The organism is Desulfopila sp. IMCC35008 (genome assembly GCF_010646885.2).
Classification (GTDB): Bacteria; Desulfobacterota; Desulfobulbia; order Desulfobulbales; family Desulfocapsaceae; genus Desulfopila.
Genome location: NZ_CP050700.1, coordinates 3,594,466 through 3,619,104, shown reverse-complemented (window position 1 = coordinate 3,619,104; position 24,639 = coordinate 3,594,466). Strand labels below are relative to the sequence as shown.

General features: G+C 49.1%; 27 protein-coding genes. 19 read left to right on the top strand and 8 right to left on the bottom strand.

The window, feature by feature from the left end:
- Nucleotides 1-49 precede the first annotated feature (49 nt).
- Both GA520_RS15885 and GA520_RS15880 read right to left on the bottom strand, forming a co-directional pair.
- Nucleotides 50-691, bottom strand: a complete 642-nt coding sequence (locus GA520_RS15885; RefSeq protein WP_163338661.1) for an RluA family pseudouridine synthase — start codon at nucleotides 689-691, stop codon at nucleotides 50-52.
- Nucleotides 678-1,454, bottom strand: a complete 777-nt coding sequence (locus tag GA520_RS15880; RefSeq protein WP_163338662.1) for a hypothetical protein — start codon at nucleotides 1,452-1,454, stop codon at nucleotides 678-680. The genes GA520_RS15885 and GA520_RS15880 overlap by 14 nt, the downstream gene beginning before the upstream one ends.
- 88 nt (nucleotides 1,455-1,542) lie before the next feature.
- Between GA520_RS15880 and GA520_RS15875 the strand changes: the two genes are divergently transcribed.
- A complete protein-coding gene (locus GA520_RS15875) occupies nucleotides 1,543-2,535 on the top strand; it encodes a serine/threonine protein kinase (protein WP_163338663.1) in 993 nt (330 codons plus the stop codon).
- A 15-nt stretch (nucleotides 2,536-2,550) separates the two neighbouring features.
- On the opposite strand, the gene GA520_RS15870 is transcribed toward GA520_RS15875, so the two are convergent.
- Entirely contained in the window at nucleotides 2,551-2,820 is a 270-nt protein-coding gene (locus GA520_RS15870; RefSeq protein ID WP_163338664.1) for a hypothetical protein, read from the bottom strand.
- 897 nt (nucleotides 2,821-3,717) lie between these two features.
- On the opposite strand from GA520_RS15870, the gene GA520_RS15865 reads away from it, so the two are divergent.
- The gene (locus GA520_RS15865) at nucleotides 3,718-3,960 is read left to right on the top strand and encodes a hypothetical protein (protein ID WP_163338665.1); all 243 of its coding nucleotides are present in this window, start codon (nucleotides 3,718-3,720) and stop codon (nucleotides 3,958-3,960) included.
- A gap of 66 nt (nucleotides 3,961-4,026) precedes the next feature.
- Here GA520_RS15865 and GA520_RS15860 read toward each other — a convergent pair whose 3' ends face one another.
- A complete protein-coding gene (locus GA520_RS15860; RefSeq protein ID WP_163338666.1) occupies nucleotides 4,027-4,830 on the bottom strand; it encodes a hypothetical protein in 804 nt (267 codons plus the stop codon).
- Between the two features lie 184 nt (nucleotides 4,831-5,014).
- Between GA520_RS15860 and GA520_RS15855 the strand changes: the two genes are divergently transcribed.
- Both GA520_RS15855 and GA520_RS15850 read left to right on the top strand, forming a co-directional pair.
- Nucleotides 5,015-5,404 carry a response regulator gene (locus tag GA520_RS15855; protein ID WP_205749295.1) on the top strand — a complete coding sequence of 130 codons (390 nt, stop codon included), beginning with the start codon at nucleotides 5,015-5,017 and terminating at the stop codon, nucleotides 5,402-5,404.
- Between the two features lie 103 nt (nucleotides 5,405-5,507).
- On the top strand, nucleotides 5,508-6,656 hold the full coding sequence (locus tag GA520_RS15850) for an MFS transporter (RefSeq protein WP_163338667.1): 1,149 nt from the start codon (nucleotides 5,508-5,510) through the stop codon (nucleotides 6,654-6,656).
- Nucleotides 6,657-6,675: 19 nt separating this feature from the next.
- Here the strand turns inward: GA520_RS15850 and GA520_RS15845 are convergent, their stop codons facing one another.
- Complete coding sequence (locus GA520_RS15845) at nucleotides 6,676-8,073, bottom strand: MATE family efflux transporter (RefSeq protein ID WP_163338668.1); 1,398 nt, start codon at nucleotides 8,071-8,073, stop codon at nucleotides 6,676-6,678.
- Nucleotides 8,074-8,183: 110 nt separating this feature from the next.
- Here GA520_RS15845 and GA520_RS15840 point away from each other — a divergent pair, with 110 nt between their 5' ends.
- Together GA520_RS15840 and GA520_RS15835 are read left to right on the top strand one after the other, a co-directional pair.
- Nucleotides 8,184-9,077, top strand: coding sequence for a nitroreductase family protein (locus tag GA520_RS15840; protein WP_163338669.1), 894 nt, complete (start codon nucleotides 8,184-8,186; stop codon nucleotides 9,075-9,077).
- Nucleotides 9,078-9,093: 16 nt separating this feature from the next.
- Complete coding sequence (locus GA520_RS15835) at nucleotides 9,094-9,492, top strand: RNase adapter RapZ (RefSeq protein ID WP_163338670.1); 399 nt, start codon at nucleotides 9,094-9,096, stop codon at nucleotides 9,490-9,492.
- Between the two features lie 13 nt (nucleotides 9,493-9,505).
- Here the strand turns inward: GA520_RS15835 and GA520_RS15830 are convergent, their stop codons facing one another.
- Nucleotides 9,506-9,787 (bottom strand): hypothetical protein, encoded by a 282-nt coding sequence (locus GA520_RS15830; protein ID WP_163338671.1) that lies wholly within the window; start codon nucleotides 9,785-9,787, stop codon nucleotides 9,506-9,508.
- Nucleotides 9,788-10,331: 544 nt separating this feature from the next.
- Here GA520_RS15830 and GA520_RS15825 point away from each other — a divergent pair.
- From GA520_RS15825 to GA520_RS15805, 5 genes are all read left to right on the top strand, one after another.
- On the top strand, nucleotides 10,332-10,784 hold the full coding sequence (locus GA520_RS15825; RefSeq protein ID WP_163338672.1) for a periplasmic heavy metal sensor: 453 nt from the start codon (nucleotides 10,332-10,334) through the stop codon (nucleotides 10,782-10,784).
- Between the two features lie 490 nt (nucleotides 10,785-11,274).
- Nucleotides 11,275-12,576 carry a sensor domain-containing diguanylate cyclase gene (locus GA520_RS15820; protein ID WP_163338673.1) on the top strand — a complete coding sequence of 434 codons (1,302 nt, stop codon included), beginning with the start codon at nucleotides 11,275-11,277 and terminating at the stop codon, nucleotides 12,574-12,576.
- 26 nt (nucleotides 12,577-12,602) lie between these two features.
- On the top strand, nucleotides 12,603-14,594 hold the full coding sequence (locus GA520_RS15815; protein ID WP_163338674.1) for a TonB-dependent siderophore receptor: 1,992 nt from the start codon (nucleotides 12,603-12,605) through the stop codon (nucleotides 14,592-14,594).
- The gene (locus tag GA520_RS15810; RefSeq protein ID WP_163338675.1) at nucleotides 14,588-15,118 is read left to right on the top strand and encodes a YfiR family protein; all 531 of its coding nucleotides are present in this window, start codon (nucleotides 14,588-14,590) and stop codon (nucleotides 15,116-15,118) included. Before GA520_RS15815 ends, GA520_RS15810 begins: the two co-directional genes overlap by 7 nt.
- 83 nt (nucleotides 15,119-15,201) lie before the next feature.
- Complete coding sequence (locus GA520_RS15805) at nucleotides 15,202-15,540, top strand: hypothetical protein (RefSeq protein ID WP_163338676.1); 339 nt, start codon at nucleotides 15,202-15,204, stop codon at nucleotides 15,538-15,540.
- A gap of 31 nt (nucleotides 15,541-15,571) precedes the next feature.
- Here GA520_RS15805 and GA520_RS15800 read toward each other — a convergent pair whose 3' ends face one another.
- Nucleotides 15,572-16,741, bottom strand: a complete 1,170-nt coding sequence (locus GA520_RS15800; RefSeq protein WP_163338677.1) for an aldo/keto reductase — start codon at nucleotides 16,739-16,741, stop codon at nucleotides 15,572-15,574.
- Nucleotides 16,742-16,853: 112 nt separating this feature from the next.
- Between GA520_RS15800 and gloB the strand changes: the two genes are divergently transcribed.
- The 8 genes from gloB to GA520_RS15760 all read left to right on the top strand — a co-directional run bounded on the left by gloB (nucleotide 16,854) and on the right by GA520_RS15760 (nucleotide 24,234).
- A complete protein-coding gene (gloB, locus tag GA520_RS15795) occupies nucleotides 16,854-17,624 on the top strand; it encodes a hydroxyacylglutathione hydrolase (RefSeq protein WP_163338678.1) in 771 nt (256 codons plus the stop codon).
- A 182-nt stretch (nucleotides 17,625-17,806) separates the two neighbouring features.
- Nucleotides 17,807-18,769 carry an ABC transporter substrate-binding protein gene (locus tag GA520_RS15790; protein ID WP_163338679.1) on the top strand — a complete coding sequence of 321 codons (963 nt, stop codon included), beginning with the start codon at nucleotides 17,807-17,809 and terminating at the stop codon, nucleotides 18,767-18,769.
- 15 nt (nucleotides 18,770-18,784) lie between these two features.
- Entirely contained in the window at nucleotides 18,785-19,672 is an 888-nt protein-coding gene (locus GA520_RS15785) for an ABC transporter permease (protein WP_163338680.1), read from the top strand.
- The gene (locus GA520_RS15780; protein ID WP_163338681.1) at nucleotides 19,669-20,463 is read left to right on the top strand and encodes an ABC transporter ATP-binding protein; all 795 of its coding nucleotides are present in this window, start codon (nucleotides 19,669-19,671) and stop codon (nucleotides 20,461-20,463) included. The genes GA520_RS15785 and GA520_RS15780 overlap by 4 nt, the downstream gene beginning before the upstream one ends.
- Before the next feature lie 10 nt (nucleotides 20,464-20,473).
- Nucleotides 20,474-20,914 carry a C-GCAxxG-C-C family protein gene (locus GA520_RS15775; RefSeq protein ID WP_163338682.1) on the top strand — a complete coding sequence of 147 codons (441 nt, stop codon included), beginning with the start codon at nucleotides 20,474-20,476 and terminating at the stop codon, nucleotides 20,912-20,914.
- Nucleotides 20,911-22,146, top strand: coding sequence for a gephyrin-like molybdotransferase Glp (glp, locus tag GA520_RS15770; protein WP_240910171.1), 1,236 nt, complete (start codon nucleotides 20,911-20,913; stop codon nucleotides 22,144-22,146). The genes GA520_RS15775 and glp overlap by 4 nt, the downstream gene beginning before the upstream one ends.
- Nucleotides 22,147-22,336: 190 nt before the next feature.
- On the top strand, nucleotides 22,337-23,086 hold the full coding sequence (locus tag GA520_RS15765) for an acyl-CoA dehydratase activase (protein WP_163338683.1): 750 nt from the start codon (nucleotides 22,337-22,339) through the stop codon (nucleotides 23,084-23,086).
- 8 nt (nucleotides 23,087-23,094) lie between these two features.
- The gene (locus GA520_RS15760) at nucleotides 23,095-24,234 is read left to right on the top strand and encodes a double-cubane-cluster-containing anaerobic reductase (RefSeq protein WP_163338684.1); all 1,140 of its coding nucleotides are present in this window, start codon (nucleotides 23,095-23,097) and stop codon (nucleotides 24,232-24,234) included.
- A gap of 101 nt (nucleotides 24,235-24,335) precedes the next feature.
- Here GA520_RS15760 and GA520_RS15755 read toward each other — a convergent pair whose 3' ends face one another.
- Nucleotides 24,336-24,503 carry a YqaE/Pmp3 family membrane protein gene (locus tag GA520_RS15755; RefSeq protein ID WP_163338685.1) on the bottom strand — a complete coding sequence of 56 codons (168 nt, stop codon included), beginning with the start codon at nucleotides 24,501-24,503 and terminating at the stop codon, nucleotides 24,336-24,338.
- Between the last annotated feature and the right edge of the window lie 136 nt (nucleotides 24,504-24,639).

The following is a 24,639-nucleotide window of genomic DNA, read 5'->3' as shown; positions in this document are numbered from 1 at the left end:
CTATACCCTGTTCAGGGACAAAAAGTAAGAGTCGGGCGCTACTGTTTGGCTAGAAAGGGGCTGGTACGTGAAAGTGAACTCTCTTGTTACTTTCAGGGTGGGTAAATTCAAGATATTCGGCATGAAGCAGCATCCTGTCTCCGTCACTGCCGCAACCGTACAGGCTGTCGCCGACAATGGGACAACACAGGCCCAGATGGTGGGCGGCATGTACACGCAGCTGGTGGGTCCGGCCAGTGAGTGGAACGAAACGGATTCGGGTGCCGGCTGCTTCACGGGAGAGTCGGGTCCATGTGGTGACCCCCATTTTTCCCTGCTGCGGGTCGTATACCTGGAGTGGTCTGTTGGCAGGGTCAAGCCTGAAGGGAAGCCGGATTTCTCCGGAATCACCATGGATCTCACCTTCAACGATGGCTTGGTAGTGTTTAATAACAGTGCGGTCCATGAACTGGCGGTTTAAGTGACGATGGCTTTCCCTGGTGACAGCGACTACCAGCAGGCCCGAGGTATACATGTCGAGGCGATGAACTGCCGGTTGCTCAATCATTTCCGGGAACATGTTACGTAACCGGCTTGTAACACAATCCTGCTTGTCTGCCCCGCGGCCGGGAACAGAGAGCAGACCCCCGGGTTTGTCGGCGATGACGAGGAATTGATCGTGGTAGATAATTTTCAGCTCACCGTGGATCATGATTACTCCTGCATAGCAGGAACCCCAGTAAAGGTTGGCACTTTTCGGCACAGGAGGGGTAGATGACGCCGTGTTTCCTCGTCCCCGATTTATTTTTGCGTCCCCAATAGAATTCAGCCATGCCTACAGGCCTGAGTTGCCGGGTTGCAGCCCAGACGAGCAATTTGGGACCACAGCAGTCACCTGTACCGGTGGGCAGGCCTGAGCCAATAAATGCTTTTTCAAGTGAGATGGAAGCGCCACGGAAATTACGTAATCTGTATATCGAAAAGATATCCTGCATAAGTTTTCTGGAGAGTTGTTTTCTTGTAGTGCGTAGTGTCTGCCATTGCTTTGTCTGAGGGGGGATTTCGGCTAGTTTAGAGGTTATCCCCTTTATTTCCCGTTCCCGCGCATCGTGGATACGGTGGAACAGTTCAAGATTAAAAAGTGGTGGTGCCCATCCCGGAACCTGCCAAAGTCCGTTATATTGGCCGGAAAAAGCATGCAATACCTGGTGAATGCCATCCGGGTTCCTGGCAACCATAACTCCGAACATTTTGCCCCTTGCCTCACCGAACAGAGACTTGGTGGAGAGGTTGTGATCGGGTGGTGTTTCCTGCTGTAGCAATATAGAGGCGGAGCTATCCAGTCTGTCCATCAATTCTCGACAGTAGGGGAGCGCCGGGTCAAGCGGCAGGTAATGGGATGTCTTGCAGGCCTTGCAGTATCCATGGGTTGCGGAGATCGGTTGCGCAGCGTGCGTGTCGTTTATGTAATTCATTTATTCAAGCAGTTTTTACCCTTTTCGGCTATGAATAGCCAGGATATGAAACATAATCAATGAACAATCCTATTTGATAAGGAAGGATATGACAAACCCGGGAGAAGTATTCAGGGATCTGGGGCCCGATCAGGTGCTGAACCTGGTGGAAGGGGCGCTTGGCGTGGTGTTGACCAACCTCTTTCGGCCCCTCAACAGCTATATTAACAGGGTTTATGAGCTGGAGAAGGAGGACGGTTCCGGGCTTGTCGTCAAGTTTTATCGGCCGGGTCGCTGGTCGGAGAGGGGGATTGCTGACGAGCATCGTTTCCTGCAGGAACTTTCTGCCGATGAGATTCCGGTTATTGCCCCTCTGCAGTTACAAACTGGTGGTACTGTTGGAAAGTATCATGGGATCTGCTATGCCCTTTTTCCGAAAAAAGGCGGGCGCAGCGTGGATGAGTTTGATGATGATCAGTGGCTTCAGCTGGGGCGCTTGCTGGGGCGGGTACACAGCATCGGTTCACGCTCACCTAGCAGTGAGCGGCCCTTGATGTCGCCCACCGCTTCAACCCGGGAGCAACTCAATTACCTGTTAAACAGTGGTTTGGTGTCTGAGCGTATCGCTCCTGAATTCGAGAAGATAGTTACCCGTATTATCAAAGAGACGGCGCCTCTGTTCGACAGTGTTAAGCCGATTCGTATCCACGGTGACTGCCATTTTGCCAATATCATCTATCGTCCCGGCGAATCTTTTTATCTAATAGACTTCGATGATATGGTAATGGGTCCACCCGTCCAGGACATCTGGATGCTGCTCCCCGGTACCCTTGAGGAGACTTTTGTGGAAATGGATATCTTTCTGGAAGGGTACGAAATGTTTTATCGCTTTGATCGCAGGACGTTTCGTCTGATTGAGCCGTTGCGGGCCATGCGTTTTGTTCATTATATGGCCTGGTGTGCTCATCAGGTTCTTGCTGATGGGCACACCAGGGTCATAGACGATTTCGGAACCGAAAACTACTGGCAGCGGGAAGTAGATGATTTGCAGGATCAACTGGAGAGAATAGGTGACACCGTAATACCTGGAGGTAATTTCTGAGAATAAAAAGTGTATCTACATGAAATTTTTATCGTGCAGGTGGGTGACTGTCTGATTAATGGAGCCCAGACGTTTGGTCACAGATTTCATGGAGATCACCTCAACAACGCAGATTATCATAGTGCCAAAAGACAATCCGATACATAAGAAAAGTGTAACGATAAGAAATTCCATTTCCCTGTCATAGCCCTGCAGCAGGTCAGGAGAGATGAATATTTCATACACTGCAAACATGGTGACGGTAAGCAGGATAGCTGAGATGATTATGGGCAGGAAGCGTTTCATTATTGTCGTTTGGGATGCTGTTGCATAGTAACGTTTAGCGCCTGGTATCAGTATTGAAACTAGATATAATTGCCGTGGTTTCATCGTTGTCAGGTGGAATTATATCTGGCCTGTCGGACGTCACCTGTCTCTGCACCCCACCTGTGTTCGAAGGTTGGTCCGACAAACCTGATATGTACTGCTGGTGTTGCTGATACTGCTAAAAGGTGCAAAAAACTACGATTACTTGCTGAATATCATGGTAAACATCAAAATATACTGCTTGTACTGCTGTATACATACTGTTTTGCACCGTGTGACAAATAATAAAGCAAGCGGTGTGCCATTTTGAGCTACCTGCCAATCTTCCCATCTCCCTGTTGCACCTTGAAAGGGTGATAAGTTCTTGTATACGCATCTCTATTATGCCTTGTGTGATGTTCTTGACGGACTCCATTTCAGTGAGACACAGAGGGGGATGGTGCGCATGGCCTGGCATATCGTTCAACGGAAATCGTCCAGAAAACAGGACAGGATGCTCCTCTCTCTAAAACTCTTTAATTGGATGCAGATTGTTTGAATACTCAGCTGTGCTGATATGTTGTATGTTTTCAGTCTATTGGGGTTTCTGTTACATGTTGTTTCCAGTTGTGAAGACAGCTGTCCGGGAAAAAGGATTTCTGGTGGTACCAACTGCTGTTGTCTTGAAATCGTCCGATTATCTTGTAATGATATAATAAATATAAATCAAAAGTGGAAGCTGCAGGTGATTGGTTATTTGGTGATACCTAAGTGGTTTTGAATATGCAACCGATCTCTTGGGTAACAGGTAATATCCGGCCTGCAAAGCGGTCAGGATCAGCAGGTTGGTCGGAGCTGCTTCTCAGAATGTGATTTTTTGAAATGTGGAGTGAGAATGTGGAATCAGCCGATCTGAAAACCAGAATATTTTCATGGATGGATGATTTAGCCAATAATGCTATTGAGCCGGAGTCAGACCACGTTGCATTTGGTCGGCCTCTTATCGGTTTCGCCTCTGGTGATGACGAGCTCTTTCAGTTCCTGAAGCAGGATATCGGAACCGATTTTTATCGGACACCAGCGGAAGCTTTTCAGGCTGCCTTTCCTGGGTGTTACAACGAAAGGAGCAGGAAACTTTAGTTGTTCTTGACTACTTTTGAGGTATTATTGATCTTTAAAGGAAAATTTCCATGTGATATGGATATTTCAGCCGAGAAGTAACAAAAGCATTTGTTCGAGATACCCCAGGTTGTTTTTAATAAGTTTGGTGGTCATGGAATCGTAATCGAGTCCGAACCGGTCGCGGAGCATCTTTTTTCTTCGTCTGAGCAGTGAAAAGTGATGCCATTTTACCGAGTATGGCAGGGAGTAGTTTATGATGTTTCCTCGTTGCGGTACATTGCATGTGAGTTGGCCCGGAAACAGGAGCGTGAGTTCCCGTGAGATATTTTGTACATCTTCCGGTTTGCCGCTCCAGAGATTGCAGCAGAGCAATCCGCTGGGACTAAGTGAGCGGGCACAGAGCTCAAAAAACTCCCGGCTGTAAATTCCATCCGCCATTCCCTGCTCATCAAATGCGTCCAGCAGGATCAAGTCGTAAGGTTCGTTCGTCCTGTTCCTTTTTATATAATCCACTCCGTCTTGACAGTGGATGGACACCCTTGCTGAATCGGGGAGATGGAAATAACCCCTGGCAAGATCGATAACCTGTTCCGAATGGTCGACCGCGTCGATTTTACTCTCAGGCAGTACCTCATGCAGATAGCGTACGAGGGAACCTGCACCAAGGCCGATTAGCAGGATCCTTTTCGGGTTCGGTACAAAAAAAAGTGACAGCATCATGTACCGCGTGTATGGGAGTGCAAGATGCCTGGGGGAACGAAGAGACATCTTACTTTGCAGGAACCTGCTGTTGAAATAGAGATAGCGGAAATCATCCCGGTCATAGATTTCTACCAGGCGCTCTCCCCACATGGATTTATGAACGAGTTTTTTGCTTTGGTTTTGCATAATTATTAAAATAACCTGTGACTGTAAACGGACAGAGAATATCATACAACAGCACGCAGGGAATGTCCTGAAAATACATTTAAAAAAAAGAGAAGAGTAACCTTGACTGGGGTCTGAAGTATCTGGCATACTGGAATTTATAAGATGCTTTACTGAATCTCGGTGACGAACGAGGGGGACGCAATTGTCAGAACAGGAAAGAAAAGGCAAAATCCTCATCATGGACGATGAGGACATGATAGGAGAAATCGCCTGCCAGATGTTGATTCATCTGGGGTATGACGGTCATCACGTAAAAGACGGCGAGGCCGCCATTGAGGAGTACTCACGTAGCCTGGAAGATGGTGTCCCATACGATATTATTGTCATGGATCTGTCTATTCCCGGTGGTATGGGTGGTAAGGAAGCTATCGGCAGAGTGCTCGAGATTAACCCGGATGTTAAGGTACTTGTATCCAGCGGCAACCCGGCTGATCCGATCATGATGCAATATGGCGACCACGGTTTTAAGGGTGCTATTAATAAACCGTTCGATTTGGCCTCCCTTCAGTCGACTCTGGATTCATTGATTTGAAAAAATGTTCCGGCGACACCTTCCGATGTGTCGTCGGTCTTTTTGCTATTCTTATTCCGTCTCCGGAAGATACACTCCATCATTTTACTCACCTGATTACAATATGACGGCAAGAAAAACTGTAATTCGGGTGATGTATTTCACCGCCGTCCTCACCTTCTGTTCCCTTTATGCGGCGCAGCCGATACAACCTGTTTTTCAGCAGGAGTTCGGGCTTAGCGGTCTGCAGGCTATTCTTTTCACCACCCTCATGATGGCACCACTGGGAGTAGCTCCTCTCTTTTATGGTATCCTGCTTGAAGCCTATCCGGCCAGGAGTCTGTTGCGAGGGGCCGTGCTGCTGCTTGCTGTTCTTGAGATACTGTTTGCCTGTACCACCAGCTATGTGTTTCTTCTCACCATTCGAGGGGTACAGGGACTGCTTATCCCGGCCATCCTTACTTCTCTCATGAGTTATATCTCGTATACTTCTCCGGCAGATAAGGTACAGCATAATATTGCCATGTATATCGGTTCGACCATCATGGGCGGATTCCTGGGACGGTTTTTGTCCGGACTCAGCACCGATATTTTCGGCTGGAGGTTCTTTTTCTTTTTTCTCGGTGTTGGCTTGCTGGTCTGTTTTATTTTGCTGGGTGGTTTAAAGAAAGATATAAAGATGAGTTATGTCCGGTTGAGAACGGTCGATCTTGTGAGGCTTCTCCGCCAGCCTCAGTTTAGGTATCTCTATTGCTGTATCTTCTGTCTGTTTTTTGCCTTTGCTGCACTGATGAATTTTTTACCATTCGAGCTTCGCAGGATGGAGGTGTCACTTGGGCAGACCGGTGTCGGCCTCCTGTATCTGGGGTATATTTCCGGTGTGGTTGTTTGTATGAACAATTCACGGATTATATCCTTTTTTGGCAATGAAATGAGAGCGGTGTCTGCAGGGGTCCTGATTTTTGCTGCAGGAACTCTGGTGTTTATGGCGGAGCAGTACCAGGTGATGTTTCTTGGGATGTTTGTTTTCTGCACGGGATTTTTCCTGGCTCATTCATTGTTGTCAGGTCTGGTCAATAAACTCGCCGAGGCCAATAAGGCCTTGGCCAATGGCATGTATATCTCATTTTATTATCTGGGCGGCACCTTCGGTTCATTTCTTCCGGGTATTGTGTTCGAGCATTTTGGCTGGCACGCCTTTCTCTGCGTATTGTTGTCGATGCTGCTGGCAACGTTTTTTTTCCTGCAGCTGCTGTCACGTGACAGCAGCTGAACCGTACAGGAGCCGAGGCTTATGGCTTCTGGAACTCCTTTTCAATCACCAACATTTTCTTCCATTTACCCGTCCGGTAGCGGCCGGCTGAAAGAAGGAACAGGACAATGATGAAGAGAAGCACGCAGCTCCAGGCTGCCTGCACGCCCATGCCAAAATAACTGATACCGAAATAGACGGGCAATATCAGGCAGAAGAGTGAAGAGACACCTATGGAAATCATCAGGAACCGTGTATCACCAGCTCCTTTCAATGCACCGCTGAAGACCATGTAAAGTGCGTCGAGAAGCAGGTAAGCGGAAATGATGCGCAGCAGCTGTATGCCAGTACTCATAACTGTGCTGATGGAACCGGCCTCACCACCTTCCTGGATAAAGAGGGCCAGTATTGGTTCGGGCAGGAAGATAAAAAGAAGATCGATGACGACAATGTAAGCCAGCAGCAGGTGGATGGCCTTTCTTACAGCAGTTTGGGCCTCAGGGACATTTCTTCTGCCAAGAGCCTGGCCTACCATGACTGTTATCCCCTGAGACACACCCATGGACGGCATAAAGGCTACTGCATTGATGGAGAGCACAATATTCGTTGCTGCCAGTTGCTCTGTTCCGATTCGTCCTACCAGCAGGATGAAGATGGTAAAGGCCAGGATATCGAGGGTGAACTGGAGGGAGCCGGGAATACCGAACTGCAGCAGGCGAAGGAGTAGCTTCAAATCAATTTGATAAGCGGAAAAGACCCCGAAATCCTTGTTGTTTTTTGGTGTGAATATTAGCAGGGCCAAGAGCGCAAAGTTTACGCCCCATGACATGACTGTGGCAATTGCCGCTCCGGTAACACCCATTTCCGGTAACCCCCATTTTCCGTAGATAAGGGCATAATCGAGCGGGATGTTGGCGACAACCCCGATAAGGGTGATGATCATGACAGGCCGGGTGATGCCGCGTCCGGTGAAAAAGGTGGACAAGGTACAAACTGCCACATGCAGGAATGAGCCTTTGCACAGGATCGAGAAATAGATCTCCTCCAGTACGCGTACCTCGTCTGCATGTCCGGCAAAGGCAAAAAGGGGGCCGGTTATAAAGAGTGCTAGCAGCCAGCAGATACCTGCGGAAAACAGGGTTAAGTAGATGCCTTGCCAGAGCACTGCGCCAATACGTGTAGTGGAGCCGCTCCCGAAATACTGGGCGATAAAGACCCCGGCATAACCGGTAATTCCACCGAAAAATGCCAGGAACAGATAGGCGCTGATGCCGGCCGGGACGACGGCTGATATCGCCTCTACGCTGTAATTACTTAGGAAAACACGATCTGTGAACTCCATGACGGTCGTTGCGGACATGCCGAGAACCAACGGCAGGCAGACCCGCAATACGTCGCGGTATCCCGATCGGTGGTTCTGTTCTGGTTGTCTGGTCATGGCAAGCCTGTGTTGGTGTTGGGTTTACGGTGAACGCTTGTTATTACATCAGTAAAAATTTAATGTATAGTAGATTTTAACGGTAAAATCATAATCTTTGGGTATAAGGAATGGTACGGGTCGATAAGGAACTATGCAGCAGGTGCGGATTGTGTGCAAAGGTTTGTCCTCATAAGCTTTTTGAGGTGAGGGCAAAGGAGGTCTTGGTTACCGCTGATGGGTGCATGGCTTGTGGTCATTGCCGGGCCGTCTGTCCGGTGAGTGCCGTTCAGGTGACGGACGTGGCGGATGTCCTTTCCTTTCAGACATTTTCTGAACGTACTGAGAGTATGGCGCCGGGGGATTTTGAGACAGACAGGCTGGTACAATTGATGCGCTCACGGAGGTCCTGCCGTAATTACAGGCAAGACGTGGTTGATATTGAAATCCTGGAGGACCTGGTCAGAATAGGCACAACAGCGCCATCGGGCACCAATAGCCAGTCGTGGCAGTATACTATACTGCCGCGTAGAAAGGATGTGAAATCATTGGGGGAGCTGACCGCCGGATATTACCGGGAGCTTAACAGTCAGGCGCGGAACCCGGTGTATCGGCTCTTGGCAAAAATCTTTGCCGGGGATGCCTTGGGCAAGTATTATCGGGAGTATTACGACTCGGTTCAGGAAGCATTGCGGCAATGGGATGAGGAACAGGTTGATCGCCTGTTTCATGGTGCTGCCGCAGCAATCCTGGTTACCGGTGAGACCACCGCCAGCTGTCCGGCTGAGGATGCACTGCTGGCAACCCAGAATATCCTGCTTGCCGCCCATGCTATGGGGCTTGGCAGTTGCCTGATAGGGTTTGTAGTGGAGGCGGTGCGACGAAGTCAGAAAATGAAAAAGGCCTTGGGCCTGGGTGGGACGACACGGTTGTACAGCGTGATTGCCCTCGGTTATCCTGCCATAACATATCAGCATGTGGCAGGAAGAAGGAGGGTGCAGCCTCGTATTCTGCACCTGGCATAATCAACGGGAGAAATTGATGGATCAAAAGAATGATATGAATGATTTGGAGGTTACCCTGTTCTCGTTTGGGTTTAAGTACGGGGCTCCTGTTGATGCAACTATTGTCTGGGATGTGCGTTTTCTCCCGAATCCTTACTGGGAAGAGTCGCTCAGGCACCTGACGGGCAGAGATGAAAGTATTAAAAGATATGTTCTTCAGAGTCGAAGCGGTGAAGAGTTTTTGGCGTTACTGGTACCATTGCTCAGGTTTTTATTGCGTGAAAACCGTACGGCTGACAAAAAGACATTGCGGCTTGGTGTTGGCTGCACCGGCGGGCATCATCGCTCTGTTGCAGTGGTTGAGCATCTGGCAGAACTGCTGGCCCGGGACGGGGTCTCTCTAAAGATTGAACACCGTGATATTGATAATGAATAATGGGGGTAACTGATTAAGGTAAACTGATTGCCCCTAACGTCATGATCGATAACACAATCAGGACAAAGGCCGAGCAGACAAAGAGGGTGCCAAGCAGCAGGTAGACGGAGCATTTCAGGCAGTAATGTAACAGGTTAGCAACGAGCATATAAGAAAGCCTGAAAACAACAGTAAGGATGGTGAAAAGCAGGGCAACAATCCAGGTAAAGCCGGACAGTATAGAGATGCCGACCGTTTCATGCTGTGAAATGGAGGTAAATGAGTTGGTGCTTTGAGGAGGATTTATACTGTTCATGCTGTAATGACGGTTCTTTTCTACAGATTATAAGATTATTGCCCTTGCTTTGTTTTACTTCTTGCAAAGGTGAGGCCAGTTTCATGGCCGGGCCACAAGTGTTACTCGCTATTTGATTATTATATATTTTATTCAGTACCTTAGGTTCATGGAATATTTCCTTTTGGCCTGCTGAGCTGCAACGTATCCTCTATCATATTCAGTTTGAGTGTTGCATCTGGCGGACAGTTTCATGGCAAGTGTGGTACTTTTCCCACAAATTTGTCATTGTCAATTCTTCTCATTTCCGGCCGGGTGTTCTTGTGGCTTGCACTATCGGAAAAATATATCCAGATATCCTTTACGGCTGGGTAAAAAATATCCAGTATGCATCGTGAATAGATGAAAGTCAAACTGTGGTTAGTGGCATAAGTGTAGTTATAATAGTACAATATGTATTGTCTTCTGTTGGTGGCACGCTGTTTGCTTGATAACAGGCAAGATGTGACAACAATCCTGCACAGCAGGAAAGACAGCAAAACAAGTCAACACAGGAGACATTGATATGAAAAAGAAAATTATGACAGTAGTCTTAGTAACCGGTCTGGTAGCAGCAGGTGCAGCCTCAGCAAATTGGAATCGTGGTAATGGCATGGGGATGAACTACCAGAATTGTCCTCAGTACCCGAATGCGATCGTTCAACAACAGCTTGACCCTGCGGTACAGGGAAAACTCGACAAGTTTTTCGCCGATACCCAGGAGATTCGCAAACAGATTATTATGAAGCAGACTGAAAAAAGAGCTCTTCTGCAAAGTAATAACCCCGACCCGGCTGCCGCGTCCAAACTTGCGGGTGAACTCTTTGACCTGCGCAACAGCATAAGGACCATGGCTGTTGAGGCCGGAGTCGACCAGTATGTAGGTCCCCGCGGCATGATGGGTGGCAATGGTCAAGGATTTGGCCGGCATCATGGCGGTAAGCGAGGTGGCGGAATGATGGGTGGCGGTAACTTCTAGTACTTCCCCTTCCTCTTTTACCATGCCCCTGTTGACCACTCCCCTCTAGGTCGGCAGGGGCTTTTTTTTTGTTTTTTTGCAGAGTGAGGGAAATTATATCCACATCGTTTGATTCTGTGTAAGAAAAATGGGAGGATACATATCATGTATGAGTAGAAATGAAACCTGGCCGAGCCGCTTATGATCGCTAGCCCGAATTCACCTTCAGTTCAAATGGTACCGGTTTTGAGGATTTTCGGCAGTGTACTATAGTCGTCTCTTTAGACTGTTGAAACATTGAAGAAGATGATAGCAGTCCGGATTGCATCCCGAGGGCATTCGAAGTCTTGGCTTATCTCTTTCAGGGCACTATTGGTAAACATTGTGTACTATTTGGCAATCGATGCAAAATGCTGAATACCATACAATAGCTGGTTCAGAACCAAATCGACACAAGGTTTATGCCAATTTCAGACCAAGGGGGGGAGTGATCAGGGTCGCTGGTAAATTAATGCAATTATTTTTAAAATTCCTCAAAAATCAATCTCTTATCAACAAGATGAGGCTGTTGAATATTTTAGGTACAACAGTCGTCATGTTTGTTGTTCTTGTTTTCTTTTCTATTCTCTACTCATTTTTCGCCCGCCAGGAGCTGGCCGACAGCCTGTTGGCAGAAGCACGTCTGCTTGCGACCAATACGGCACCAATGCTTGTTTTCCAGGATAAAGATGAAACCAGAAAGCTCGCTGCCTCATTTAAGCGGACGAGTAATTTGCTGAGGGTCATAGTTTTTGACCAGAATAATGACATATTCGTTGAGCTGATCAGCGGCGGAGAAGAAAATACAACCTCTTACCGGACACGTGTGCCTGCTATTCACCGCGACAGTACAAGCTTTGAATCGCAAAAACTGGTGGCGTTTGCACCTGTTTATGTCCAGGAGGAGCGTGTTGGAACGGTTGTGCTGGAAGGGGGGCTTGATACCATCAGGACAAACCTGTTGCTTTTTGTATATATTGGCGGGGGGGCCACGATTCTCGGTATTCTACTGTCAGCGCATATTCTGAAGAGGATGCAACAATGGGCGCTGGGGCCTATTCTCGATATGTCGAAGCTTGCAGAGAAGGTTGCAACAGATAAGAGTTATCATCTACGCGCTAATGACGATGGCAAAGATGAGGTTGCCCGGTTGGCAACCCGCTTTAACCAGATGCTGGAACGTATTGAGGCCTGGGATAAGAAACTGAGTATGGAACTGGATCAGAGCAGGGAATCTGAGCGACACCTGGATGCGCTAGCGCGCACCGATGAGTTAACTGGCTGTCCAAACCGCCACGCCTTTAGGACTGATGTGAAGACCGCGGTGGATAATGCAGTTAAGGGTGATGAAACCACTGCATTAATGTTCATCGATCTTGATGATTTTAAACAGGTCAACGATGTGCACGGCCATCATTATGGTGATGTCGTGTTGCAGATCGTGTCTAAACGGATAAAGACCATCCTCCAAGGCACGGATACATTATATCGTCTGGGCGGCGATGAGTTTGCAGTCCTTCTGACAGGCGTGTATGGGGAGAAGTCGGTCGCAGGTATCTGCAAGCGTCTGATTGCCGCAGTTAGTAAGCCTATTGTTATTCGGGAGGCGGAGGAAACAATAACCGTTGGTGTTGGCGCAAGCGTTGGGATTGCCTCATGTCCCGAGAATGCCCGTAAAACCCAAGACCTTTTGCGCATGGCAGATTTGGCTATGTATGCAGCAAAAAATGAGGGCAAAAACTCCTATAGGATATTTGAGCTGGGAATGGAATAGGTAGCTGTGATACACTTCTTTTTACTATGAAATGTTCTCTCTTTATTCTGCGCGTCCTTCCCCTTTGGATGCTTCTTGCCACAACCCCGATTCATGGACTTGCCGAGGTGCAGGATCTGGATGATTTTTCCCTCGAAGACCTGGGGACAGTCGGGCTCGCCAACGCTCCCAGGTCGGTGACAGCCAGTACTGCTGCAAGAGTATTGCAGACAACGGCCAGTTCCCCTTCCGCCGTACGCATCGTAACTGCCGAAGATATCAAAACTTACGGTTACCGGACCCTTGAGGATATCCTGCGGAGCCTGCCTGGCTTATATACCACAAGTGATGATTTTAACACCTTCCTCGGGGTGCGAGGCCTGGGGCGTCCCGGTGATTATAACACACGTGTCCTCATTCTGATTGATGGTGTGCGGGTCAATGACAATATTTATGACAGTGCCCTGGCAGGCAGGGAATTTCCCCTCGATGTCGGTCTGATTGAACGGCTTGAGTATGCACCCGGTCCCGGGTCGGCCGTCTATGGGAAAAATGCCTTTTTCGGGGTGGTAAATGTCATAACAAAAAATGGTCATAGTTATAACGGTTTTGAGCTTGCAGGCGGGGTGGGGAGTTTTGATAGTCATAAACTGCGGCTCACATACGGGGACAGGTACGATAACGGAGCCGAAGTCCTGCTCAGTATGACTGGATTCAAGGAAGCCGGTGTGGCACCTTCATATAGTGAAGAGTCGGCTGAATATGACAGTGATTTTACCGAAAACGGGACTTTTCTTGCAAAATTTTCCTACGACTCGTTCCAGGCGGAAGTTGTCTACGGTACAAGGAGGCGTGGGGCGCATGTCTATCCCGAAACCGGCCTGATAAACGAATATGATGAAAATCGTGATGAACGGCTAATCATCGATACCAGGTATGCAACCACACTTAGTGATACCTGGGCTCTTGAGATCAACGCGACCTATAACGAGGCACTGTATAGAGGGAGTTTCCCGTATATTGATTACGAGGAGAGCGGCGAACGTGAAATATTTGTTGAGAATTCGCCGGGAAGGTGGTTGAGCGGTGGATTTCAGGTTGTGAATACGCAGTTTGAGAACCACCGAATCCTCTTTGGGGTGGAAGGACATGCAGACCTGGAACTCAGAAGTGAAGGGGGACTGGAGGGGTCAGAACTGGATTATTCTGACGAAGATGAGTTTCGAAGTTATGGGGTCTACATCCAGGACGATATATCACTCTCGAAGGGTCTGACCCTGCTGCTTGGTGGCCGGTTCGATGAAACCGAATTTGGTTCGAAAACGAATCCGCGTATCGGCCTGATCTGGCAACCCCGTGCAGACCGTAGTGTCAAACTCCTGTACGGCAGCGCCTTCCGAACGCCCAACTTTTTTGAGGCCAGCAGCTTGTTCGGGACGGAGGACGAAGGAAGTCTCGATTTTGAGGAGATACAAACGGCCGAGTTTGTTCTGGAGTATTACCTGAATCCGTCAACCCGTTTTTCCGGAGCATTCTATTATTATCAAATTGATGATGTCATAGAGGAAGTTTTTGCTGATGACGATTACACGTTTCGAAACAGCGGGTCGATAGATGCTTTGGGTGTTGAGTTTGAGGCTGAGACACGTTTTTCAAACGGGATACGTGTAGATGTGAGTTATGCAGTTCAGGAATCGGAAAAAGAGAATGGACAGGGGTTAAGTAATTCTCCCACCCATCAGCTGAAAATGCGTTCTTCCATCCCTCTTGGTTATAAAAACAGCAGATTGGGGGCTGAGGTTCAGTACATAAGTGAACGTATGGGGACGAACGGTGTCGAGCTCAATTCGTATTGGCTTGGTAATCTTACGGTAACCGCTGAGCTGAACGATGATATCGATCTTTCTGCCTCAATTTACAATGTCGGTGATGTAACGTATAGCGATCCGTACCGGCTTATGGAGGAAGAGGCAACTGGTACACCTCAGGAGGGGTGGTCCTTCTTTGTGCAGATGGATGTGAGGTTTGAGCTATGGTAAGCCGCCAAACCATACAGCTGCTTGGTGCATCACTTCTTGCGGCCATGTTGTGCCTGCAACCGGTAAGAGCCGGGACCGTGGTCGAGGAGGATCTAAAGGCTGCATTTGTTTATCGTTTCACCCAGTATACTAAGTGGCCTATATCACCAGAAAAGGAATTTCGTCTTTGTCTTTACGGTTCCACAGAGGTTACGAAGGCGATTGAGCAATTATCCGGGCGGCTTATTCAGGGCTCTCCCTTGTCGATTACCAGACCTTCTTCCGGAAATATACCGGAAGGGAAGTGCCATGCCGCATTTCTGGGAGTCGAAGACAGAAATCAGCTGCGCAGCCTCGTCCAGTCGCGTGCTGATCAACCGATCCTGCTCATCAGTGATATGCCTGGTGCTTTTGATGAAAGAATTGATATCGCCTTGTTCACAGAGCCAAACAGGGTGTCTTTCAGCATCAACAGGACACAGGCCCATGACCGGATGTTGACGTTTAGCAGTCAGATGCTGAAACTGGCGAATAAAATAAGATGAGATCCTGTCTGTTTACATACTGATCAGCTTTATGATATCTTTTGGGTAAAGTTTACTTCGAATAATAAGTATGGAGAGAAGGTATGGATGCTATTTTAACTATCGTCTTTTTTGCCACACTTTTATACCTATTTGTCCAGTTTGCCCGTCAGGAGTGCATCCAGGACGAATATGAAGAGGCCATTTTTGATATCGAGGGGCGTCTGGACTGGGCTCGTACCAGAAGGGTGTTCCCGTTCGGTATGACGGCGCAGCTTGAGGTAGCCGGAGAACTGTTGGGCAGGGCTAAAGATCTCTGGCAGGCGAATCAGTGGCAGAAGGCCTATCTGGTAGCCCTTCAGTCCCAGGAGGCAATGAACAGAGCCCAGTCAATTTACAGTTCGGTTATCATTGCCCGTCAGAGAAGGGCTGCCGCCAAATAGGAACGATAAAACGACCCAGCTCTAGCTTGTCCTATTCTTTGAGAAAATTATGGGCATCACGTATGTCTGCCAGGAATTCCTCGGTGATCGCCGGATATTTCTCACGGATCTCTTTAAACGATAGGTCGTTTAAGCGTATGCCCGAGTTACCCTGGACCCAGGCGCTGCCGCTGCCAAGCATGTTGTAGCGTGTTTTGGCAAATGTCGTTAAATCCCATCCTCTGGCAACATTATAGAGCCAATGGATGAATCGGAGGTTGATGTTGCCGGGGGTAATTTCCCTGTCGGGAAGATGGTGCCAGAGGTGTTCGGGGCGTCTGTGGCCTGTTGCCTTCTGCATTTTTTCTTCCAGCTTTTCCAGTACTGAGATAAAGGGCAGGGCGCTGTTGGGTGCCAGGTATTCAAGGGTGCGGAGATGTTCATCAAAATCTGAGACCCTGCTTGCACCAATGGAGATGGAGGACACACCCGGCTGGTTGAGACAATACACATCGTTAAAGAGGATGGGGCTGAATGGTTCGCACAGTTTCGTAAGCGATGGCGGGGGGGTATGCAGCATGCCGCCCTTGTCGGTCGGGCTGATAATATAGACACCCATATCCCGCTCGGCTGCACGTTCTATTGCAGGTCTGTTGACATCGTAAATATAATACCAGTGGATATTAATGTAGTCGAAGCCGCCGTCTTCCTCATGGTTGATTGCTTCCAGAATTACATCGAGCGGACCGTGGCCGGAGAACCCGACATGGCGTATCTTGCCTTCTGCCTGGAGTTTACGGGCCGCATGGAGGCAACCGCCCTTGCGGCAGCAGTTCCACAGACTGCTGTAATCATTGATTCCGTGAAGGCCGAGCAAATCAACATAGTCCACACCCAACCTGTCAAGTGAATCGTGGACCTTTTGGATAAACTCATCGGGGTCGCGTGTAGGACCTGCCTTGGTCTGCAGAATATAATCTTCCCGCTTGAATCGAGGCAGAACAGCCCCTAACTGTCGCTCGGAGGAACCGTAGCCGTGGGCCGTCTCAAAATGGTTTATGCCATGGCTGAGAGCCGCTTTGGCAATTTCTGCTAATTTGTCTGTCGATTCCTGGGGCAGGGATTCAAGAGGTTTGTCTGTCCAGTCGTGCATGGAGCGCATACAGCCGAAACTTAACACCGGCATTTCTAGCTCTGTTTTACCAAATCGACGGTAAATCATCGGGAATCCTTGTGTGTCCAAAGTTGTTGTAATAGTATTGAAGGGATCTCTTACAATACTTAAAAATCACTCTAATCAAAACAGTTTGTTCACGAAACGGGAGGAAGAACATATGAAGGTGTTTCCTTTGGCCTGTTCCTTCGATAACTATTCGTACCTGCTTGTCTGTGAGCAGACAGGTCTCTGTGCTGTTGTTGATCCGACAGAGGCATACCCTGTCTGGCAGAAGGCAGAAGGATTATCGGTGCATCTCACAAAGGTTTTTTGCACGCACCACCATCACGATCATATAGGTGGTCTGGCCGACTTGCTGGATGAACAACCCGATCTTGAGGTCTACGGTTTTCATTCCGACGAGGCCCGGATTGTTGACATGACCCACACCTTGCGTAATGGGGATAGTGTACAGATAGGCGAGCAGACGGGGAAGGTTCTGCACAGTCCCGGCCATACCAGCGGCAGTGTCTGTTATCATTTTGACGGGCACCTGTTTACCGGTGATACCCTGTTCGGAGGAGGTTGCGGGCGGCTTTTTGAGGGAAGCCCGGAGCAAATGCACAGCTCACTCAACAAGATTCAGGCGTTGCCTGAATCGACAAAAATCTATTTTGGCCATGAGTACAGCGAGACCAATATGGCCTTTGCAATGACGGTCGAGGCAGAGAATCCCTTGGTTCGTGAACGATTCAACAGGGTGAAGGAGTTGGTAAAGCTCGCCTTTCCCACAGCGCCTTCCACTCTTATAGACGAGAAGCAGACGAATCCTTTTCTTCGTTGTGATTCGCCTCTTATCCGTGAGTCCTTAGGTGAAAATGCACGAACCTGTAGTGATGTTGAGGTTTTCAGGCTGCTGCGTGAACGCCGTAATAGATTTACCCTGTGAAAAAAGGGCAGATGCTGGTAGGTGCCGGATACGGCGAGCAGACCCTTTTTTTGAACCCTGCCGGAAAAGCATCGTTGACCTGCCTGGCATAATCGTATAGATGTCTGTGGTTGTTCGGTATCTGTTTTTGTCCGGATGAGAGATCCGGGCTTGTGAATCACACCATCGACAGGAGGAACTCCATGAAGCGATTAATGATGGCCGTTTTAATGATGGCCGTTTTCACGGCACAGGGTGCATTAGGGCAGACATATACGATTTCTGTTAACCAGTTTGTTGAGCATCCTGCCCTGGATGCAGTCTTGAAAGGTTTGCAGGATTACCTGAAAGACAACAATATCGAGGTAAAATATAATATCCATAATGCCCAGGCCAACATGGGGACCGCTACCCAGATTGCCAAACAGATGATCGGTGAAAAGCCGGACCTGCTGGTTGCCATCGCGACCCCATCCGCCCAGGCAGTTGCCCAGGCAAACAATAAAGCGCCTGAGGAGATGAAACGTCCTTTTCTCTTTACCGCCGTTACCGACCCGGTATCCGCGGGACTGGTTGAAGATATCAACAAGCCGGGCGGGTTGACAACCGGTGTTTCCGATCTGCTGCCTTTAGCAGAGCATATCAGGATGGTGACCACCTATAAACCTGGCATAAAGAAGCTCGGCCTGCTCTATAATGCAGGGGAAGCGAACTCCAAAGCCAATCTCGCGGGCATCAAGGAGATCGGCAAGGATATGGGTTTTGAAGTTGTAGAGGCAACCGCCTCAAAAACAGCCGATGTCTATCAATCCGCAAAAAGCCTGATTGGCCGTGTTGATGCCGTGTTCGTTCCGACCGACAATACCATCGTTTCCGCTCTTGAATCGGTGATCAAGATCGGTGTGCAGAACAAGTTGCCGATCTTCTGTGCCGATGTCGATTCGGTAAAGCGCGGGGCCATTGCCGCTATGGGTTTTGACTACTATAAACACGGATACCAGACAGGTGCCATGGTCCAGCGGATACTTAAAGGTGAGAAACCGGCAGATATCCCGGTCGAATTCCAGAAAGATCTCCAGCTTCATATCAACAAGGTCTATTCCGAAAAAATGGGTCTGGTCCCGCCCCGGGAGCTTTTAGAGAAAGCAACAAAGATTTACGAGTAACAAGCGGATCCGGATATGACATTATATGCAGCACTTGGTGCCGTAGAGCAGGGATTTGTCTATGGCATCATGGTAATTGGGGTGTATCTGACCTTTAGGATTCTCGACTTCCCCGACCTTACGGTTGACGGTAGCCTGCCGCTCGGAGCAGCGATTTCGGCAGTGGCCATTACCCACGGCGTCAACCCCTATCTCTCCCTTGTTTTTGCCCTGGCGGGCGGATTTTGTGCAGGAATGGTCACTGCGGTTCTGAACACCAAGTTCAAGATTCTGCACCTGCTGGCCTCTATCCTGACCATGATCTCGCTCTATTCGATCAATATCCGTATTATGGCCGGGCCTAATATTGCACTGCTCGGTGCGGATACGGTGTTTGATTCCGTTATCAATATGGGCGTGTCTTCCCAGTATGCGGGTATTCTCATTTTCGGTCTGTTCGCGACCCTGGTGGTGCTCTTTATCGTCTGGTTTCTTTCAACCGAACTTGGCCAGGCAGTTCTTGCCACCGGTGATAATCCACAGATGATTACAAGCCTTGGCGTCAACACCCACTTCATCATCATTCTCGGTGTTGGCATGTCCAACGGCCTGGTGGCCTTGAGTGGAGCCCTGGTTGCCCAAAATCAGGGCGCTGCGGATGTGGGCATGGGGATCGGTACTATTATAGCCGGCTTGGCCTCAGTCATCATCGGGGAGACGGTGTTCGGCTGCAAAACCATCGGCAGAGCATTTACGGCCGCGGTACTCGGTTCTGTTCTCTACCGACTGGCCATTGCCCTGGCACTCGGGGTGGAGTTTGGCAACTTCAAGTTTAATCCCAGTGATCTCAACCTGATTACCGCGATCCTGGTTATCTGTGCGTTGATTGCGCCCAATATTAAGAAGAAACTGGTCCAGAAGTGATTAGCCTCAAGAATATCATTAAATATTTTCACAAAGGCAGCGTTAATGAGGTCTTTGCCTTAAACGATATCAGCCTGCAGATAGAGGAAGGGGATTTTATCACGGTCATCGGTTCGAACGGCGCAGGGAAATCAACGCTGTTGAACTGCATTGCCGGTTCTTTTTTCCCGGATAGCGGTTCCATCGTTATTAATAAGCATAACGTGACCGACTGGCCTGAATATAAAAGGGCAAAATTCTTAAGCCGTGTGTTCCAGGACCCACTTCTCGGTACCTGTCCCTCGGCGACTATTAAACAGAATATGGCCCTGGCCATACGTCGCGGAATGAAACGTGGACTGGCCCAAGGTGTCAAGAATAAGGACCTGGATCTCTTTCGGAAACAGTTGACCCACCTGGGTCTCGGTCTTGAAGAAAGACTGGGAGACATTGTCGGTCTGCTTTCCGGTGGCCAACGTCAGGCCCTGACTATGTTAATGGCCACCATGATTCGTCCCGAAGTATTGCTGCTCGATGAGCATATCGCAGCTCTCGACCCCAAGACAGCAAACCAGATTCTTAACCTGACGAGAGACATTGTTCGGGAGCAGAATCTGACCACTCTGATGATCACCCATAATATGAAGCATGCCATCGCTTTTGGCAATCGATTGGTCATGTTGCATCAGGGCAGAATCATCCTGGATCTGAAAGGTGAGGAAAAGATGAATCTTACCGTTGAGGATCTTCTGACCCAGTTTTATAAATCACAGGGGGAAGAGCTCGCGAACGATTCCCTTCTGTTAGGATAATTGAGATTCGATGACAACTGTTACGCTCATCAATGATCGGGTGAGGACCTGTTACCATGATGAAGATATCAACTGTGCGACCACAAGCTTGAGGATACTCGCTGAGCTTTGTGGAATTGTGTTGAACCAGCAGGTTGTAGACGCTGCAATCGGCATGCACGGGGCAGGAGGCTATGGAGCCCAATGCGGCCTTGTTGAAGGAGGCCTGATGTTTATCGGTATTATGGGACGAAAACACCGTCTGCCTGATGAGGTCATAGTGGATATCTGTCGGGAATTTGGTCGCCGGTTTGAAGAGCATTTTTCCAGTCTGCAGTGCAGTAGTCTTCGACCGGAGGGTTTTCATCCGGAGAACCCACCCCACCTTTGTGAGAACCTTACCTGCCGGGCCACTGAATTTACGGCCCGGTTTGTGGAAGAGCAGTTCGAAAGGAGCAGGTGCTGTAGATGATCCAATTCATGGGCAATAAAGTTTCCATAGGACTTGATGAGGCCCTGGCCTTGACTGCCAAGTCGATTGAGACGCTCACTACAGAATGGGTTGAGTTGCAGGATGGTGCTGAACGGATCGTGGCAAGCGACATCTGTGCCCGTGTTGATTCTCCCTCAATCGATGCTTCTCTAAAAGACGGGTTCGGGGTGGTTTCCGGTGATGTCCATCAGGCTACTCCGCAATCGCCGGTGATGTTGCAACTGGCCGGGAGTGTTGCGGCAGGTGATGCCCGTTCGGTAAGCATAGAATCCGGCTCGGCGATACGCGTACTGACCGGCGCAAAGATTCCGCAAGGGTGTGATGCGGTAGTGGCTGAGGAGTTTACCCGTGTCTCAAATGGTCGGGTCGAGGTCAGAATTGACGCTGCTCCCGGCAGAAATATCCTGCCACGAGGATGTGATGTTCAAAAAGGTGGTGTTGTGGTGGAGAAGGGCAGCCGAATAGGCCCTGGAACCCTCGGGCTTCTTGCCGCAGCCGGGCATAACCGTATAGAGGTTGTACGTAGACCGGAGATCGCCCTACTTGCCACCGGCGATGAAATTGTGGCACCCGGCAGACCTTTGCCTGAAGGGAAGTTATATGCCTCGAATATCATCACCTTGTCCGCCTGGTGTAAGAGATACGGCTTTAAGCCTCATTTGCAGATAGTGCCGGATGATCCAGCCAGGATTGAGGAGGCACTGCTTCACGGTTTCTCTTCCTGCGACGCAGTATTAACCAGTGGTGGTGCCTGGACCGGGGATCGGGATCTGGTGGCAAAAATCCTTGATCGCCTTGGCTGGCAGAAGCTGTTTCACCGTATCCGCATCGGTCCCGGAAAGGCTGTAGGGTGTGGCCTGGTCGACAAAAAGCCTGTTTTTATACTTCCCGGAGGGCCTCCATCCAACCTGATGGGTTTTTTACAGATAGCCTTACCCGGATTGCTTCAACGCGCTGGCAGTTCTGAAACAGGACTGCCGGAAATGCCTGTTAAGGTTGAGCGTGAGTTGGATGGACGACATCTTGACTGGACCCAGTTTATCTTCGGGACACTCACCCCCGTTCCTGATTCAGATCATCCCCTTTTCCGTCCTATGAGTCGGGGCAGCAGGCTGCGCTCCATGGCCGAGGCCCGGGCAATAGTAAAAATCCCTGAAGGACAGACTCTTCTCCCCGCAGGTTCTGTTGTTTCCGCTCAGATCCTTGGGTAGGTCACGGTTTCTTTTTTTTCAGCCCTTCTTTTATTGATCTTCCCCAATCATCCCCCGTCTACCTATTGGATTTTGTTATTTTGCCCCTCCTTGTATCGTTAATTCCTATTTGAAGTATTCGCATTAGTTTCGTATAAACAGGCACAGAAAGTGAGGTTGTATCTTAATAACTAGCTGGAATGGAACTGTTATGCAGTATGCAGGAATCGATATAGGGTCAAGGACGATAGAACTCGTGGTGGTTGACGAGGCAGGTGAGGTGGTCGCCAGTCACCAGGAGGATACCGGTTTTGATCCGATTACAAAAGCTCGTAAGATGATAAACGGCACCTCCTATGACCGGATTATGGCAACTGGCTATGGACGCAATCTGTTTGAGCTCTCGTTTGATGCGCCCACTGTTACCGAGATTAAGGCACACGCTACCGGGGCAAGGGCTCTCTTTCCAAAGGCTGGAACCATACTGGATATTGGCGGGCAGGACAGCAAAGCCATTTCCCTGCTGGAGAACGGCAAGGTTCAGAAATTTGAGATGAATGACCGTTGCGCAGCCGGCACCGGAAAATTCCTGGAGATCATGGCCACGCGACTTGGTTTTGAAATAGACAGGTTTGGGCCGGAAGCGCTCCTGGCCCAAAATTCCCTCAATGTCTCTTCCATGTGCACTGTTTTTGCCGAGTCGGAAGTGACATCGCTTATCGCGAAGGGAGAAAAAAGAGGAGAGATCGCACGGGGCCTGCACGAGAGCGTGGTTCGGCGGGCGGTGAGTATGATTAACCGGGTAGCCGGGCAGGGTGAGCTGGTCTTTACTGGCGGTGTGGCGAACAATCCGTGTATGGTGACTCTCCTGGCTGAAACCCTTGACAGAGAAGTATTGGTACCTCGTGATCCTCAGGCGGTTGGTGCACTTGGAGCCGCTTTACTCTTACTAACACAATAGGAAAAAGTATGACCGCATCCATATTGAACGAACTGCAGCAGGCAGCGGAGCAGAATCTTGTTGATATTGAACACGCAAAAGACCAGGGTCGCGGGGCTATAGGCTTTTACTGTCTATATTCCCCTACGGAAATGGCTGTCGCAGCAAATGCCATACCATTGCCACTCTGCGGGACACGTAACGATCCTGTTGCCGTGGCAGAAGAGACCCTGCCGAGAAATCTCTGTCCTCTCATTAAGTCAAGTTACGGCTTTGGTGTTGCCGGAACCTGTCCCTATTTTCAGTTTTCCGATGTGATCATTGGTGATACAACCTGTGATGGTAAAAAGAAAATGTTTGAGCTCCTGGGTCGTCATAAGCCGACCCATGTCCTGCAGCTTCCCCAAGGGTGTGAGTCGGAGTCATCCCTGCCACTCTGGAGGGGTGAACTGGACCGTTTCAAGGAAATTGTAGAAACCCATACAGAAGTACAAATTACGGATCAGAGATTGCGTGATGCGATTTCGCTTATGAACAGGGAGCGTCAAGCCAGAAAAAACCTTATGGATGTTAACCGGGTAAAACCTGCTCCGTTGCGGGGTTCAACCCTTATTGAGGTTCTTTTCAAGGTGGGCTTTCTGGCCGATAAAGAGAAGGGGATCGCCCTTATGGAGAAGGTAACGGCAATGGCGAAGGATGGGGTGTTCCGCGATGATCCGGAATCTGCCTCTACACGAAAACGGATCCTGCTAACCGGAGTTCCCGTTGGAGTGGGCAGTGATAAAGTGATTAAAATTGTAGAACAGTGCGGCGGCGATGTGGTCGCCTTTGAAAACTGTTCAGGATATAAGCAGGCTTTTCAGGTGGATGAGGATCTTTCTCCCATGGAAGCGCTTGCAAAGCAGTACCTGGCGACACCATGTTCGGTGATGAGTCCCAACGATGGGAGGTTCGACCTGTTAGCTGAAATGATGGAAGGATTTTCAGTCGATGGTGTTATCGATCTCACCTGGCAGGCTTGTCATACCTACAATATTGAGGCTCACCTTGTAAATGAGATGGTAACAGAGACAAAGGGTATACCTACTCTGCATCTTGAAACTGATTACGCTGAAAGTGATACCGAACAGCTGCGGGTCCGGATCGAGGCGTATCTGGAGATGTTGTAGTTTTCCTGCCCCGATAAATCATGGGATATAAAACCGGTTGAAAAATACGATTTGTTTTCAACCGGTTGTTTCATTTTTGTGTTCCAGGTGGTTTTCTTGAATTAGTCTGAGTCTTTCAGAACAACCCAAAGGGCATGAATCATGCCTGGTGCATAAAAGAGAAGACAGAGCAGGATGTTGATAATGAGGTCTTTTCCAGCACCACTTTTCAGGAATACGGCGATTGGTGGCAGTAACAGTGCGAGCACAACAAGTAGTATTTTATTCATTTTTTCCCTGTCTTGTAAAAGATGTGGAGGACTTTTTCCCGCCGGTTAGAAAACGCCTTAAAATAAGGATTACCTGAATTATTAGCGGTTGTGCTTAGTTAGGTCAATAGAAATATCTGCATATTTCCAGTAAACT

Excerpts from the sequence above, each read along its gene's own strand:
- GA520_RS15885 (WP_163338661.1), bottom strand. The coding sequence starts at position 691 with ATGATCCACGGTGAGCTGAAAATTATCTACCACGATCAATTCCTCGTC.
- GA520_RS15880 (WP_163338662.1), bottom strand. The coding sequence starts at position 1,454 with ATGAATTACATAAACGACACGCACGCTGCGCAACCGATCTCCGCAACC.
- GA520_RS15875 (WP_163338663.1), top strand. The coding sequence starts at position 1,543 with ATGACAAACCCGGGAGAAGTATTCAGGGATCTGGGGCCCGATCAGGTG.
- GA520_RS15870 (WP_163338664.1), bottom strand. The coding sequence starts at position 2,820 with ATGAAACGCTTCCTGCCCATAATCATCTCAGCTATCCTGCTTACCGTC.
- GA520_RS15860 (WP_163338666.1), bottom strand. The coding sequence starts at position 4,830 with ATGCAAAACCAAAGCAAAAAACTCGTTCATAAATCCATGTGGGGAGAG.
- GA520_RS15850 (WP_163338667.1), top strand. The coding sequence starts at position 5,508 with ATGACGGCAAGAAAAACTGTAATTCGGGTGATGTATTTCACCGCCGTC.
- GA520_RS15845 (WP_163338668.1), bottom strand. The coding sequence starts at position 8,073 with ATGACCAGACAACCAGAACAGAACCACCGATCGGGATACCGCGACGTA.
- GA520_RS15840 (WP_163338669.1), top strand. The coding sequence starts at position 8,184 with ATGGTACGGGTCGATAAGGAACTATGCAGCAGGTGCGGATTGTGTGCA.
- GA520_RS15835 (WP_163338670.1), top strand. The coding sequence starts at position 9,094 with ATGGATCAAAAGAATGATATGAATGATTTGGAGGTTACCCTGTTCTCG.
- GA520_RS15830 (WP_163338671.1), bottom strand. The coding sequence starts at position 9,787 with ATGAACAGTATAAATCCTCCTCAAAGCACCAACTCATTTACCTCCATT.
- GA520_RS15825 (WP_163338672.1), top strand. The coding sequence starts at position 10,332 with ATGAAAAAGAAAATTATGACAGTAGTCTTAGTAACCGGTCTGGTAGCA.
- GA520_RS15820 (WP_163338673.1), top strand. The coding sequence starts at position 11,275 with ATGCAATTATTTTTAAAATTCCTCAAAAATCAATCTCTTATCAACAAG.
- GA520_RS15815 (WP_163338674.1), top strand. The coding sequence starts at position 12,603 with ATGAAATGTTCTCTCTTTATTCTGCGCGTCCTTCCCCTTTGGATGCTT.
- GA520_RS15810 (WP_163338675.1), top strand. The coding sequence starts at position 14,588 with ATGGTAAGCCGCCAAACCATACAGCTGCTTGGTGCATCACTTCTTGCG.
- GA520_RS15805 (WP_163338676.1), top strand. The coding sequence starts at position 15,202 with ATGGATGCTATTTTAACTATCGTCTTTTTTGCCACACTTTTATACCTA.
- GA520_RS15800 (WP_163338677.1), bottom strand. The coding sequence starts at position 16,741 with ATGATTTACCGTCGATTTGGTAAAACAGAGCTAGAAATGCCGGTGTTA.
- gloB (WP_163338678.1), top strand. The coding sequence starts at position 16,854 with ATGAAGGTGTTTCCTTTGGCCTGTTCCTTCGATAACTATTCGTACCTG.
- GA520_RS15790 (WP_163338679.1), top strand. The coding sequence starts at position 17,807 with ATGAAGCGATTAATGATGGCCGTTTTAATGATGGCCGTTTTCACGGCA.
- GA520_RS15785 (WP_163338680.1), top strand. The coding sequence starts at position 18,785 with ATGACATTATATGCAGCACTTGGTGCCGTAGAGCAGGGATTTGTCTAT.
- GA520_RS15775 (WP_163338682.1), top strand. The coding sequence starts at position 20,474 with ATGACAACTGTTACGCTCATCAATGATCGGGTGAGGACCTGTTACCAT.
- glp (WP_240910171.1), top strand. The coding sequence starts at position 20,911 with ATGATCCAATTCATGGGCAATAAAGTTTCCATAGGACTTGATGAGGCC.
- GA520_RS15765 (WP_163338683.1), top strand. The coding sequence starts at position 22,337 with ATGCAGTATGCAGGAATCGATATAGGGTCAAGGACGATAGAACTCGTG.
- GA520_RS15760 (WP_163338684.1), top strand. The coding sequence starts at position 23,095 with ATGACCGCATCCATATTGAACGAACTGCAGCAGGCAGCGGAGCAGAAT.
- GA520_RS15755 (WP_163338685.1), bottom strand. The coding sequence starts at position 24,503 with ATGAATAAAATACTACTTGTTGTGCTCGCACTGTTACTGCCACCAATC.